This is a genomic window from Bacillus sp. 5w2 (assembly GCF_054353775.1).
Genome location: NZ_JBTIWT010000015.1, coordinates 1 through 14,916, shown reverse-complemented (window position 1 = coordinate 14,916; position 14,916 = coordinate 1). Strand labels below are relative to the sequence as shown.

Annotated in this window: 12 protein-coding genes; 6 read left to right on the top strand and 6 right to left on the bottom strand. The window is 35.7% G+C overall.

Annotated features, from left to right (window positions below; all coding sequences use genetic code 11):
- Positions 1-10 precede the first annotated feature (10 nt).
- The 6 genes from mnmG to rpmH form a co-directional block, all read right to left on the bottom strand.
- Positions 11-1,900 (bottom strand): tRNA uridine-5-carboxymethylaminomethyl(34) synthesis enzyme MnmG, encoded by a 1,890-nt coding sequence (mnmG, locus tag ACXY7N_RS21445; RefSeq protein ID WP_016085342.1) that lies wholly within the window; start codon positions 1,898-1,900, stop codon positions 11-13.
- A gap of 46 nt (positions 1,901-1,946) precedes the next feature.
- On the bottom strand, positions 1,947-3,323 hold the full coding sequence (mnmE, locus tag ACXY7N_RS21440; protein WP_016085341.1) for a tRNA uridine-5-carboxymethylaminomethyl(34) synthesis GTPase MnmE: 1,377 nt from the start codon (positions 3,321-3,323) through the stop codon (positions 1,947-1,949).
- Positions 3,324-3,549: 226 nt separating this feature from the next.
- Positions 3,550-4,167 carry an RNA-binding cell elongation regulator Jag/EloR gene (jag, locus tag ACXY7N_RS21435; protein WP_098985802.1) on the bottom strand — a complete coding sequence of 206 codons (618 nt, stop codon included), beginning with the start codon at positions 4,165-4,167 and terminating at the stop codon, positions 3,550-3,552.
- Positions 4,164-4,931 (bottom strand): YidC family membrane integrase SpoIIIJ, encoded by a 768-nt coding sequence (gene spoIIIJ / locus ACXY7N_RS21430; protein WP_016085339.1) that lies wholly within the window; start codon positions 4,929-4,931, stop codon positions 4,164-4,166. Before spoIIIJ ends, jag begins: the two co-directional genes overlap by 4 nt.
- 52 nt (positions 4,932-4,983) lie before the next feature.
- Positions 4,984-5,331, bottom strand: coding sequence for a ribonuclease P protein component (gene rnpA, locus ACXY7N_RS21425; protein WP_016085338.1), 348 nt, complete (start codon positions 5,329-5,331; stop codon positions 4,984-4,986).
- A gap of 76 nt (positions 5,332-5,407) precedes the next feature.
- Positions 5,408-5,542 (bottom strand): 50S ribosomal protein L34, encoded by a 135-nt coding sequence (gene rpmH / locus ACXY7N_RS21420; RefSeq protein ID WP_000831901.1) that lies wholly within the window; start codon positions 5,540-5,542, stop codon positions 5,408-5,410.
- A gap of 565 nt (positions 5,543-6,107) precedes the next feature.
- Between rpmH and dnaA the strand changes: the two genes are divergently transcribed.
- The 6 genes from dnaA (at position 6,108) to gyrA (ending at position 14,774) form a co-directional block, all read left to right on the top strand.
- Positions 6,108-7,448 carry a chromosomal replication initiator protein DnaA gene (gene dnaA / locus ACXY7N_RS21415; RefSeq protein WP_098985801.1) on the top strand — a complete coding sequence of 447 codons (1,341 nt, stop codon included), beginning with the start codon at positions 6,108-6,110 and terminating at the stop codon, positions 7,446-7,448.
- Between the two features lie 179 nt (positions 7,449-7,627).
- On the top strand, positions 7,628-8,773 hold the full coding sequence (gene dnaN / locus ACXY7N_RS21410) for a DNA polymerase III subunit beta (protein ID WP_016085336.1): 1,146 nt from the start codon (positions 7,628-7,630) through the stop codon (positions 8,771-8,773).
- Between the two features lie 127 nt (positions 8,774-8,900).
- Positions 8,901-9,113, top strand: a complete 213-nt coding sequence (yaaA, locus tag ACXY7N_RS21405) for a S4 domain-containing protein YaaA (RefSeq protein ID WP_000821366.1) — start codon at positions 8,901-8,903, stop codon at positions 9,111-9,113.
- A 12-nt stretch (positions 9,114-9,125) separates the two neighbouring features.
- Entirely contained in the window at positions 9,126-10,253 is a 1,128-nt protein-coding gene (gene recF / locus ACXY7N_RS21400) for a DNA replication/repair protein RecF (RefSeq protein WP_016085335.1), read from the top strand.
- A 38-nt stretch (positions 10,254-10,291) separates the two neighbouring features.
- Positions 10,292-12,214: a DNA topoisomerase (ATP-hydrolyzing) subunit B gene (gyrB, locus tag ACXY7N_RS21395; protein ID WP_033659981.1), complete on the top strand. Its 1,923-nt coding sequence runs from the start codon at positions 10,292-10,294 to the stop codon at positions 12,212-12,214.
- Positions 12,215-12,302: 88 nt separating this feature from the next.
- Positions 12,303-14,774, top strand: coding sequence for a DNA gyrase subunit A (gene gyrA / locus ACXY7N_RS21390; protein ID WP_016085333.1), 2,472 nt, complete (start codon positions 12,303-12,305; stop codon positions 14,772-14,774).
- Positions 14,775-14,916: the final 142 nt, after the last annotated feature.

The following is a 14,916-nucleotide window of genomic DNA, read 5'->3' as shown; positions in this document are numbered from 1 at the left end:
TCCTTACTATTTATTGGTTCGATACTCGCGCAATTTTTCCTTGTTCAATATACACAAGCAAGATGGAAACATCCGCTGGATTTACGCCAGAAATACGTGAAGCCTGACCCATTGAAAGTGGACGAACATCTTTCAATTTCTGTCTAGCTTCTGAGGCAAGACTAGAAATTGCATCATAATCAATATCCACAGGGATTTTTTTGTTTTCCATTTTCTTCATACGCTCTACTTGCTGTAAAGATTTTTCGATATATCCTTCGTACTTAATCTGAATTTCAACTTGTTCTGTAATTTCATCACTTAATTCTACTTCACTTGGTACTAAAAGATGAATATGCTCATATGTCATCTCTGGACGACGTAATAAATCACTTGCACGTATTCCATCTTTCAATTCACTTCCGCCAATACTACGAATTAATTCTTGAACTTCAGGACGTGGTTTAATAATAATGCTTCCTAAACGTTCCTTTTCCTGTTCAATTTGTAATTTTTTATTTGTAAATCGCTCGTAGCGCTCTTCTTTAATTAATCCAATTTCACGACCAACTTCAGTTAAACGTAGATCAGCATTATCGTGGCGTAATAATAGGCGATATTCTGCACGAGACGTTAATAAACGATATGGTTCATTTGTACCTTTCGTTACAAGATCATCAATTAAGACACCAATATAAGCATCTGCGCGACCTAAAATAACTTCTTTTTTACCTAAAGAACGACATGCTGCATTAATCCCAGCCATAAGCCCTTGTCCTGCCGCCTCTTCGTAACCAGAAGTTCCGTTAATTTGTCCTGCTGTATATAAATTTTTGATTTTTTTCGTTTCAAGTGTCGGCCATAGTTGTGTTGGCACGATTGCATCATATTCAATTGCATAACCTGTACGCATCATTTCAACGTTTTCTAGGCCAGGTATTGTTCTAAGCATATCACGTTGCACATCTTCTGGTAAGCTTGTGGATAAACCTTGTACATACACTTCTTGTGTATTACGTCCTTCTGGCTCTAAGAAAATTTGATGACGTGGTTTATCATTAAACCTTACTACTTTGTCTTCAATCGAAGGACAATATCTAGGTCCTGTTCCCTTAATCATACCAGAATACATAGCTGAGCGATGTAAGTTTTCATCTATTAAACGATGTGTTTCCGTACTTGTATACGTCAACCAACATGGAATTTGATCCATAATAAATTTTGTCGTTTCAAAAGAGAAAGCTCGTGGTTTATCATCACCTGGCTGAATTTCTGTTTTACTGTAATCAATCGTATTACTATTTACACGCGGAGGTGTACCTGTTTTAAATCTAACAAGATCAAATCCAAGCTCCTCTAAATGTTCAGATAAAGTAATAGATGGTTGTTGATTATTCGGACCGCTCGAATATTTTAAATCTCCCATAATAATCTCACCACGTAAAAATGTTCCAGTCGTAATTACAACAGTTTTTGCTGTATATTCAGCACCAGCTTGCGTAATTACCCCTTTACATTCGCCATCTTCAACGATTAAACGCTCTACCATTCCTTGGAACAACGTTAAGTTTGGTGTTTCTTCAATTGTTTTCTTTAATTCATGCTGGTAAGAGAACTTATCTGCTTGTGCTCGAAGTGCACGTACAGCTGGTCCTTTACCTGTATTTAACATACGCATTTGAATATATGTTTTATCAATGTTGCGTCCCATTTCTCCGCCTAATGCATCAATTTCACGAACAACAATCCCTTTTGCTGGTCCACCAACAGAAGGGTTACATGGCATAAACGCTACCATATCTAAGTTAATTGTTAACATTAATGTTTTGGAGCCCATTCGTGCTGCCGCAAGACCAGCTTCACATCCTGCATGACCTGCACCGATTACTATGACATCGTATGAACCGGCATTGTATCCCATTGTTTATTCCTCCTAATAATCTCTATCTTTCTAAAACATCTCTATATTATTTTCCTAAACAAAATTGAGAGAACAACTGGTCAATTAGGCTCTCATGGACTGTGTCACCAGTAATTTCACCAAGTATTTCCCACGTTCTTGTTAAATCAATTTGCACCATATCAATTGGAACACCATTTTCTATCGCCTCAATTGCATCTCCAATTGTTTTTCCTGCTTGTGTTAATAATCCAATATGTCTCGCGTTAGAAACATATGTCACATCTGCAGAATCAATTGTTCCTTCAAAGAATAAATCAGCTATTGCCTGTTCAAGTTCATCTATTCCTTGTTCCTCAATTAACGATGTTGTAATAACACGATTTCCCGCTGCCAATTCTGTAATACGTTCCATATTGATTGCTTGCGGTAAATCTGTCTTATTTACAATAACAATGAAATCTTTTCCTTGTACAGCACGGAATAGATCTTCATCCTCATTCGTTAAAGCTTCGCTATAATTAACGACAACTAACACTAAATCAGCTTGGCTCATCATTTCTTTTGAGCGCTCTACACCAATTCGTTCCACAACATCTTCTGTTTCACGAATTCCGGCTGTATCTATAAGTTTAAGTGGTACACCACGCACATTAACGTACTCTTCAATAACATCACGAGTTGTTCCTGCAATATCGGTTACAATTGCCTTTTTCTCCTGAACGAGACTATTCAATAGCGATGATTTCCCAACGTTAGGTCTACCGATGATTGCAGTAGCAATACCTTCACGTAAAATCTTTCCTTGCTTCGATGTTTCTAATATTTTTGCAATTTCAGTACGAACATGTGTAGCTTTCTCAATTAAAATATTATGTGTCATTTCTTCCACATCATCATATTCTGGGTAATCTATGTTTACCTCAACATGAGCTAACGTTTCTAATATGTCCTGACGCAGACGGCCAATTAATTTAGATAAACGCCCTTCCATTTGATTAATCGCTACGTTCATTGCACGATCTGTTTTTGCGCGGATTAAGTCCATAACAGCCTCTGCTTGTGATAAATCAATACGACCATTTAAAAAAGCACGTTTCGTAAATTCACCAGGCTCCGCTAATCGTACTCCTTGCGCTAAAATAAGTTGCAATACTTTATTTACTGAAACAAGTCCGCCATGACAGTTAATTTCTACTATATTTTCACGTGTAAAAGTCCTTGGTGCACGCATAATAGACACCATCACTTCTTCAATAACCTGATTTGTATCTAAATCAACGATATGACCATAATGAATTGTGTGCGAAGGAACCTCTGTTAAATCCTTCCCTTTAAAAATACGATTAACTTTTTCAACCGCATCATCCCCACTTACTCGAACAATGGCAATTGCACCCTCTCCAAGCGCCGTGGAAATCGCAGCAATTGTATCAAATTCCATGTCCTTTCACCTCACTTGCTTATTTATCTCTATTTCAACATGATTATTTTCTTCACTAAATTATTAGAATACCATAACGAACCTATCTACAAAAGAATAATAACTCATTTTATTATGTCCTCATGTGAAAAACACTAAACTTATTCACAGTGGATAAGTTTAGTGTTTTTTAGTTATCCACATCTATTTTTCCCTCAAAAAAACCGGCACTCAATTGAGTAACCGGTCACTTGGAAGATATTACAACATGTCGATGTGGTTCTTTTCCTTCAGAAGTTGTAATGATATTTTGATGATTAGATAATGCTTGGTGGATAATCTTTCGTTCAAAAGATGGCATAGGCTCCAATACAACTCTTTTTTTCGTACTTACTACTTGTTTTGCTAATCGATAAGAAAGTGCTTCTAATGTACCTTTTCTTTTACTACGATAATTCTCAGCATCTAGTGTGATACCAATATACTGCTTCGTATTACGATTCGCCACAAGTTTTGTTAAATACTGTAAAGAATTCAAGGTGTTTCCTCTTTTTCCAATCAAAACACCTATATTTTCGCCAGAAATTGTAAATTCAACTTCGCGTCCTTTTACAATTTTACTAATCTCAGTTTCCACACCCATATCGTGAATAACATTTTTTAAATATTCTTCACATTCTTGAATTGGATCTTTCTTCAATACAACTTCTACTACTGCAGGTCGATTCCCAAATAAACCTAAGAACCCTCTTTTACCCCCATCGATAATATTTATATCTACTCGGTCTTTTGAAACATTTAGTTGCCTTAAAGCATCTTGTACTGCCAGCTCGACTGTTTGTCCTTTAGCAGTAATTATACTCACTTGCTTGATCCTCCTGCCTTACTAGCCTTAATTTCTGGCCCCTTGATCAAGTACATTTGAGCGATACCAAAGATATTACCAACAACCCAGTAAAGTGATAATGCAGCTGGGAAGTTAATTGCAAAGACTAAAATCATAATTGGCATAAGCCAAATCATCATTGCCATTTGCGGGTTTTGACCAGCTGTTCCTGCCATTGCAAGCTTTTGCTGAATAAATGTCGTAATTGCCGCAACAACCGGTAAGATATAGTACGGATCTGCCTGTCCTAAGTCGAACCATAAAAATGTATGCTTACTAATTTCTGCTGTTCTCATAATCGCATGGTAAAACGCGAATAAAATAGGCATCTGAACAAAGATTGGTAAACATCCTGCTAATGGGTTTACACCATTTTTTTGATATAACTGCATCATTTCTTGTTGTAGTTTCTGCTGTGTTGCTTGATCTTTAGAGCTATATTTCTCTTTTAACTTCACCATTTCTGGTTGTAACGCTTGCATTGCTTTCGTACTCTTTGTTTGTTTAATCATTAATGGTAATAATGCAAAACGAATAATAAGAGTCGTAACAACGATTGCTAAACCGTAATTACTACCAAATAAGTTGGCAAAATACGTAATTAACTGAGAAAGCGGGTATACGAAGTATTCATTCCAAATTCCAGTGCTTTTTGGTGTAATTGGCTGTTTTACTTCACTACAGCCAGCAGTAATCGCCATTAATGCAATAACCATGGCTAGTAAACCTAATTTCTTTTTCAAAGCCTACTCCTCCTTGTATCGGTATGTATATAGTGTAATTCATTTCCTTACGCTACTTTTTTATTCTTTTCATACCAGAGCGTTTAAAGACATGAATTAAGCTTTTCTTTAATTCTTCATATGTCATCTCTGCACAAGGCTTCCTTGCTATTATAACAAAATCTTTTCCAGAATCTATCTCATCTTTTAATTCTGTGATCGACTGGCGAATCATACGTTTAATTCGGTTACGCACTACTGCATTTCCTATTTTCTTGCTGACAGAAAGGCCAATACGAAAGTTTGGCTGTCCTTCTTTATCTAGTTGATAGACAACAAGCTGACGATTCGCATAAGATTTTCCTTTTTGAAAAACCGTCTGGAATTCATCATTCTTTTTTATACGATGTTTTTTCTTCATATCAATTGACACTCCTGTAGTTCATCAGCGGAAATTCACTATTATTAGAAAAAAAGACCACTGAACGATCAGTGGTCTACGCAGATAATACTTTTCTTCCTTTACGACGACGAGCTGCTAGCACTTTACGTCCGTTCGCTGTGCTCATACGGCTGCGGAAACCATGTACTTTGCTGCGCTTACGTTTATTTGGTTGGTAAGTTCTTTTCATTATATGACACCTCCCTGAGGAATATCTGTTAAAGACAGTCTTATAAATTATAGTTAATCAACTAGGAAAATGTCAATGGTTCTTGAAATTTTCATCAAATATTCATTTTGAACCTATTCACATACTTTTTCACAGACCCCATATTTCCTTGTGGATAAATGTTTTTTCTTGTTTTTTATATCCACAAACTCTTTTCGTACTTTTACACAGTATATCGTGTTGTGGACAAGTTTATTCCACAAGGTATTGATTTTGTGGATAACTTTCTTAATTTCATTGCTATAGCTACTTTTTTTTGATATTATAGTTGTGTTTTCACTTTGAATAAGTTTTCCACATCTTTATCTTATCCACAATTTGTGTATAACATGTGGACAGTTTTAATCACATGTGGGTAAATGATTATCCACATTTACTTTTTTTGTCGAAAACCCTATCTCATATACAAACGACGTTTTTAGGTTTTAAAATACGTTTCGTATAAATATACATTTTATATTTATTTAGGTTGTACATTTGTTGCGCAACCTTATTCTTTTACCATCTTAGTAAAGGAGGGACACCTTTGGAAAACATCTCTGATTTATGGAACAGCGCCTTAAAAGAACTAGAAAAAAAGGTCAGTAAACCTAGTTATGAAACATGGTTAAAATCAACAACCGCACATAATTTAAAGAAAGACGTATTAACAATTACAGCTCCAAATGAATTCGCTCGTGATTGGTTAGAATCTCATTATTCAGAGCTAATTTCGGAAACACTTTATGATTTAACAGGGGCAAAGTTAGCTATTCGCTTTATTATTCCCCAAAGTCAAACTGAAGAGGAGATTGATCTTCCTCCTTCTAAACCAAATTCAGCACAGGATGATTCTAATCATTTACCACAGAGTATGCTAAATCCAAAATATACGTTTGATACATTTGTTATTGGCTCTGGTAACCGTTTTGCCCACGCTGCTTCATTGGCCGTAGCCGAAGCGCCAGCTAAAGCATATAATCCCCTCTTTATTTATGGGGGAGTTGGACTTGGAAAGACCCATTTAATGCATGCAATTGGTCATTATGTAATTGAACATAACCCAAACGCGAAGGTTGTATATTTATCATCAGAAAAATTTACAAATGAGTTCATTAATTCTATTCGTGATAATAAAGCGGTCGATTTTCGTAATAAATACCGCAATGTAGATGTTTTATTGATAGATGATATTCAATTTCTAGCAGGAAAAGAACAAACTCAAGAAGAGTTTTTCCATACATTCAATGCATTACACGAAGAAAGTAAACAAATTGTAATTTCAAGTGATCGGCCACCAAAAGAAATTCCAACTTTAGAAGATCGTCTTCGTTCTCGCTTTGAATGGGGACTCATTACGGATATTACGCCACCAGATTTAGAAACACGAATTGCAATTTTACGTAAAAAAGCAAAGGCTGAAGGACTCGATATACCAAATGAGGTTATGCTTTATATTGCAAATCAAATCGATTCAAATATTCGTGAACTAGAAGGTGCACTCATCCGAGTTGTAGCTTATTCATCTTTAATTAACAAAGATATTAATGCTGATTTAGCTGCTGAGGCACTTAAAGATATTATTCCAAATTCTAAACCAAAAATTATCTCTATTTATGATATTCAAAAGGCTGTCGGGGATGTTTACCAAATAAAACTGGAAGATTTCAAGGCGAAAAAGCGAACAAAATCAGTTGCCTTCCCTCGCCAAATTGCAATGTATTTATCACGCGAACTTACAGACTCCTCCTTACCTAAAATAGGTGAAGAATTCGGTGGACGTGATCATACAACAGTTATCCATGCCCATGAAAAAATTTCTAAGCTGCTTAAAACAGATACGCAATTACAAAAGCAAGTTGAAGAAATTAACGATATTTTAAAGTAGTAGCTGAATAGTGTGAATAACTTTCCTTGTTTTACGCACAGTCTATCCACATGTAGATAGACTGTTTTTACATCCTTCAACGGAGTTATCCACATATCCACAAGCCCTACTACTATTACTACTATTTTTTTATCTTTATTAATTAAATAAAATCTTATACTTACCGGAGGTTTTTCTTTATGCGTTTTACAATACAAAAAGACTATCTTGTAAGAAGTGTACAAGATGTAATGAAGGCAGTTTCTTCTCGTACAACAATTCCGATCCTTACAGGAATTAAAGTTGTCGCTACGGAAGAAGGAGTTACGTTAACAGGAAGCGATGCGGATATTTCTATCGAATCTTTTATCCCAGTTGAAGAAGATGGAAAAGAAATCGTAGAAGTAGCACAATCAGGCAGTATTGTTTTACAAGCAAAATATTTTAGTGAGATTGTAAAAAAATTACCTAAAGAGACTGTCGAAATTTCAGTGGAAAATCATTTTATGACAAAAATAACTTCTGGAAAGTCAGAGTTTAATTTAAATGGTTTAGATTCTGCTGAATATCCATTGTTACCACAAATTGAAGAACATCATGTTTTTAAGATTCCAACAGATTTACTAAAACATATGATCAGACAAACTGTATTCGCAGTTTCCACTTCTGAAACAAGACCGATCTTGACAGGTGTAAACTGGAAGGTATATAACAGCGAATTAACTTGCATTGCTACAGATAGTCACAGGTTGGCTCTTCGAAAAGCAAAAATCGAAGGATATAACATTGCAGATGAATTCCAAGCAAATGTTGTTATCCCTGGTAAAAGCTTAAATGAATTAAGCAAAATTCTAGATGAGTCTGAAGAAATGGTAGATATCGTTATTACGGAGTATCAAGTATTATTCCGTACAAAACATTTATTATTCTTCTCAAGATTATTAGAAGGGAATTATCCTGATACAACTCGTTTAATTCCAGCCGAGAGTAAAACAGATATTTTTGTAAATACAAAAGAATTTTTACAAGCAATTGATCGTGCATCTCTATTAGCAAGAGATGGTCGTAATAATGTTGTAAAATTATCAACTTTAGAACAGGAAATGCTGGAAATTTCTTCGAATTCACCAGAAATCGGGAAAGTAGTAGAAGAAGTTCAATGTGAAAAAGTAGATGGGGAAGAGTTAAAAATATCTTTTAGTGCAAAATATATGATGGATGCACTAAAAGCCTTAGATAGTACTGAAATTAAAATTAGCTTTACTGGCGCAATGAGACCATTCTTAATTCGTACAGTAAATGATGAGTCCATTATTCAATTAATTTTACCTGTTCGTACTTACTAAGTAAGAAGTAAGGGTTGCTAGTTTTCAGATGCTAGTGGCCCTTATTTGATTTTTGGGTATTACTTTCCTAATGTTAGTTTATTTAGTACAATGAAAGAATGAACACTTTCAGAAAGTGAGCGATTTTATGAAACGTATTAAAATTTCAACAGAGTATATTACACTAGGACAATTTTTAAAGTTAGCCGATGTAATTGATACAGGTGGCGCTGTAAAATGGTTTTTACAAGAATATGAAGTGTACGTGAATCAAGAACTTGAAAATAGAAGAGGTCGCAAACTATATGCGAACGATATTATTGAAATTCCAGGAAGCGGAAGTTTCCAAGTTCAGGCATAAAGGGGGAGCCCTTTGTTTATTTCAGAAATACAATTAAAAAACTATCGCAATTATGAAAAGTTAGAGCTTTCCTTTGAAGATAAAGTAAATGTAATTATCGGTGAAAACGCGCAAGGGAAAACGAATTTGATGGAAGCTATTTATGTTTTAGCGATGGCGAAATCTCATAGAACCTCTAATGATCGCGAGCTTATCCGCTGGGATGAAGATTTCGGTCAAATTAAAGGGAAATTACAAAAGAGAAATAGTTCTTTGTCTTTGGAATTAAATATTTCGAAAAAAGGTAAAAAGGCAAAATTAAATCAACTTGAACAACAAAAATTGAGTCAATATATTGGCATGATGAATGTTGTCATGTTTGCCCCAGAAGATTTAAATCTTGTAAAAGGAAGCCCTCAAGTAAGAAGACGCTTTTTAGATATGGAATTAGGCCAAATAGCTCCAGTCTATTTGTATGAATTGAGTCAATATCAAAAGGTGCTCACGCAACGAAATCACTTGCTGAAAAAAATGCAAGGGAATAGTAAGAATGAGGAAACGATGTTGGATGTATTTACACTTCAACTTATTGAGCATGGTACAAAAATATTGCAAAAACGGTTTGAATTTTTGCATTTACTACAAGAATGGGCAGCTCCAATTCATCGCGGTATAAGCCGTGGATTAGAAGAATTAGAAATTGTCTATAAACCAAGCGTAGATGTATCAGAATCAATGGATTTGTCGAAAATAAAAGAAGTATACTATGAAAATTTTCAATCTGTGAAACAACGTGAGATTTTCCGTGGTACGACTTTAATTGGTCCTCATCGTGATGATTTACAATTCTTCGTTAATAGTAAAAATGTTCAAGTCTTTGGTTCGCAAGGACAACAACGAACGACCGCACTGTCCCTAAAATTAGCTGAAATTGAATTGATTTACTCAGAAGTTAAGGAATATCCGATTCTTTTATTGGATGATGTATTATCAGAATTAGATGATTATCGTCAATCGCATCTGTTAAATACAATTCAAGGAAAAGTGCAAACATTTGTGACAACGACGAGTGTCGACGGAATTGAACACGAAACATTAAAAGAAGCGAAAACAATTCATGTAACGAACGGCACGGTAGATTGTGAAATAGATAGGGCGTAATCCCTGTTTAAATGGAAAAGTAGGTGATCTTTGTGTCAATGGAACAAAAACAAATGGAAGAAAATTCGTATGATGAAAGTCAGATACAGGTACTTGAAGGACTAGAAGCAGTTCGAAAACGCCCTGGGATGTATATTGGATCTACAAGTGGAAAAGGACTTCACCATCTTGTGTGGGAAATTGTCGATAATAGTATTGATGAAGCACTTGCAGGGTATTGTGATGAAATTAACGTTAGTATCGAAGAAGATAATAGTATTCTTGTAACGGATAATGGACGTGGTATTCCAGTTGGTATACAAGAAAAAATGGGACGTCCTGCAGTAGAAGTTATCATGACTGTCCTTCACGCCGGAGGTAAATTTGGCGGTGGTGGTTACAAGGTTTCTGGTGGTTTGCATGGTGTTGGTGCATCTGTTGTAAATGCCTTATCAACAGAACTAGAAGTATTTGTACATCGTGATGGAAAAATCCATTATCAAAAGTATGAAAGAGGTATTCCAGCTGCAGATTTAAAAGTCATCGGTGATACAGATAAAACTGGAACAATAACTCGCTTTAAGCCGGACCCAGAGATTTTTAAAGAAACGACAGAATATGAATTTGATACGTTAGCGACTCGTATGCGTGAGCTGGCATTTTTAAATCGTAATATTAAATTAACAATTGAAGATAAGCGTGAACATAAGCAAAAGAAAGAGTTTCACTATGAAGGTGGAATTAAATCATATGTTGAACATTTAAATCGTTCAAAACAGCCAATTCATGAAGAACCTGTATATGTAGAAGGGTCAAAAGACGGTATTCAGGTTGAAGTTGCGCTTCAATATAACGAAGGATATACAAATCATATTTACTCATTTACGAATAATATTCATACGTATGAAGGTGGTACACATGAGGTAGGATTTAAAACAGCCTTAACTCGCGTGATCAACGATTATGGTCGTAAAAATAATATTTTAAAAGATGCGGATAGTAATTTAACTGGTGAAGATGTTCGTGAAGGTTTAACGGCAATTGTGTCAATTAAACATCCGAATCCACAATTCGAAGGACAAACGAAGACGAAACTTGGAAATAGCGAAGCAAGAACAATTACAGAGTCAGTATTCTCAGAGGCATTTGAAAAGTTCTTACTGGAAAATCCCAATGTTGCACGTAAAATTATAGATAAAGGTACGATGGCAGCGCGTGCGCGTGTAGCAGCTAAAAAGGCTCGTGAGTTAACTCGCCGAAAGAGTGCTTTAGAAGTTTCAAGTTTACCAGGGAAATTGGCAGACTGTTCTTCTAAAGATCCAGCAATTAGTGAAATTTATATCGTAGAGGGTGACTCTGCGGGTGGATCTGCAAAACAAGGGCGCGATCGTCATTTCCAAGCGATTTTACCGCTGAAGGGTAAAATTATTAATGTTGAAAAGGCACGCTTAGATAAGATTTTATCAAATGATGAAGTTCGTACAATTATTACAGCGATCGGTACAAATATCGGCGGAGACTTCGATATTGAAAAAGCACGTTATCATAAAGTTATTATTATGACCGATGCCGATGTTGATGGTGCACATATTCGTACCCTATTATTAACGTTCTTCTATCGTTATATGCGTCAAATAATTGAGTGCGGTTATATATATATCGCACAGCCACCTTTGTTTAAAGTACAACAAGGTAAGAAAATTCAATATGCTTATAATGATAAAGAACTTGAAAAAATCTTAGCGGAATTACCAGCACAACCTAAGCCAGGGATTCAGCGTTATAAAGGTCTAGGGGAAATGAATCCAACTCAGTTATGGGAGACAACAATGGACCCAGAAGTACGTTCATTACTTCAAGTTTCTCTTCAAGATGCAATTGAAGCGGATGAAACATTTGAAATTTTAATGGGAGATAAAGTAGAGCCACGTCGTAACTTTATCCAAGAAAATGCAAAATACGTGAAAAACCTTGATATTTAAATGAGTAATGACAGGAATCTAAGTATTCCTGTCTTCTACATATAAATCAATGTATGTGTAACGGAAATGTAAGAGGAGGTGCTCGTTGATGTCAGACAATCAACAACAAGCACGAATTCGAGAAATTAATATTAGTCATGAAATGCGTACCTCATTTTTAGATTACGCAATGAGTGTTATCGTATCTCGTGCATTACCAGATGTTCGTGATGGATTAAAACCTGTGCATCGTAGGGTTTTATATGCGATGAATGATTTAGGAATTACAGCTGATAAAGCGTATAAGAAATCAGCACGTATTGTCGGTGAAGTAATCGGTAAGTATCACCCTCACGGTGATTCAGCTGTTTATGAGACGATGGTACGTATGGCGCAAGATTTTAGCCAACGTTATATGCTTGTTGATGGGCATGGTAACTTCGGTTCTGTTGATGGTGATTCAGCAGCAGCAATGCGTTATACAGAAGCAAGAATGTCTAAGATTTCTATGGAATTAATACGTGATATTTCAAAAAATACGATTGATTATCAAGATAACTATGATGGTTCTGAAAGAGAGCCAATTGTATTGCCAGCGCGTTTCCCTAATTTATTAGTGAATGGTACGACGGGTATTGCGGTTGGTATGGCAACAAATATTCCACCGCATCAACTCGGTGAAGTAATTGATGGTGTATTGGCACTAAGCCATAACCCCGATATTACGATTGCTGAATTAATGGAGTTTATTCCAGGACCAGATTTTCCAACAGCAGGTTTAATTTTGGGACGAAGTGGGATTCGAAGAGCATATGAAACAGGTAGAGGCTCTATTATGCTTCGAGCTAAAGTTGAAATTGAAGAGAAGTCAAATGGTAAACAATCTATTCTCGTAACTGAACTACCTTATCAAGTGAATAAGGCGCGATTAATTGAAAAAATTGCAGAATTAGTTCGTGATAAGAAAATCGAAGGTATTACGGATTTACGTGATGAGTCAGATCGAAACGGTATGCGTATTGTTATGGAAGTACGCCGTGATGCCAATGCCAATGTACTATTAAATAATCTATATAAACATACAGCACTTCAAACAAGTTTCGGTATTAATATGTTGTCTCTTGTAAATGGAGAGCCACAAGTGTTGAATTTAAAACAAAATTTATATCATTACTTGGAGCATCAGAAGGTAGTAATTCGTCGACGTACTGCTTATGAATTAGAAAAAGCAGAGGCGCGTGCTCATATTTTAGAAGGATTACGAATTGCTCTAGATCATCTTGATGAAGTTATTACGTTAATTCGTAGTTCGAAAACAGCAGATATTGCAAAGCAAGGCTTAATGGAACGTTTCGGTTTAAGTGAGAAACAAGCACAAGCAATTTTAGATATGCGTCTGCAACGTTTAACAGGATTAGAACGTGAAAAAATTGAGCAAGAATATCAAGACTTAATGAAGTTAATCGCTGAATTAAAAGCAATCTTAGCAGATGAAGAGAAAGTTCTTGAGATTATTCGTGAAGAACTAACGGAAGTTAAAGAGCGCTTCAATGATAAGAGACGAACGGAAATTACAATTGGTGGCATGGAATTTATTGAAGATGAAGATTTGATTCCAGAGCAAAACATCGCTATTACGTTAACTCATAATGGTTATATTAAGAGGTTGCCAGCTTCTACGTACAAAACACAGAACCGTGGTGGACGTGGTGTGCAAGGAATGGGAACAAATGATGATGATTTCGTAGAGCATTTATTAACTACTTCTACGCATGATCATATTTTATTCTTCACTAATAAGGGTAAAGTATACCGTACGAAAGGATATGAAATCCCAGAGTATAGCCGTACAGCAAAAGGTATACCGATTATTAACCTATTAGGTGTAGATAAGGGTGAATGGATCAACGCCATTATTCCAATTCGGGAATTTGGTGACGATGAATTCTTATTCTTCACAACAAAACAAGGTATTTCTAAGAGAACACCACTTTCATCATTTGCGAATATACGTACGAATGGTTTAATTGCAATCTCTCTTCGTGAAGAGGATGAAGTAATATCTGTACGTTTAACATCTGGTGATAAGGATATTATTGTAGGAACAAGCAATGGTATGTTAATTCGCTTTAACGAGCAAGATGTACGTTCTATGGGACGTAATGCGGCTGGTGTAAAAGCAATTACATTAGGTGATGAAGATCAAGTCGTAGGCATGGAAATTGTCGAAGAGGATGTAAATGTTCTAATTGTAACGAAAAATGGTTACGGAAAGCGTACACCGATTGATGAATATCGTCTACAAAGTCGTGGCGGTAAAGGTCTGAAGACTTGTAACATTACAGATAAGAACGGTAAATTAGTAGCAGTTAAGTCTGTAACAGGTGAAGAAGACATCATGCTAATTACAGCGGCAGGCGTTATTATTCGTATGCCAGTTGATCAAATCTCTCAAATGGGACGTAATACACAAGGTGTTCGTCTAATTCGTTTAGAGGATGAGCAAGAGGTAGCGACAGTAGCAAAAGCACAAAAAGATGATGAGGAAGAAACAAGCGAAGAGGTTTCTTCAGAAGAATAAGAGGGGAGATTTCTCCCCTCTTTATTTTTTTATAATAATACTTGCATAGCGATAGAAAACTCTATATAATAGGCAGAGTCAGCAAATGAGAGATACAAATTATCTTAAAAAACTTGTTGACGAAAATAATATACTATGATAT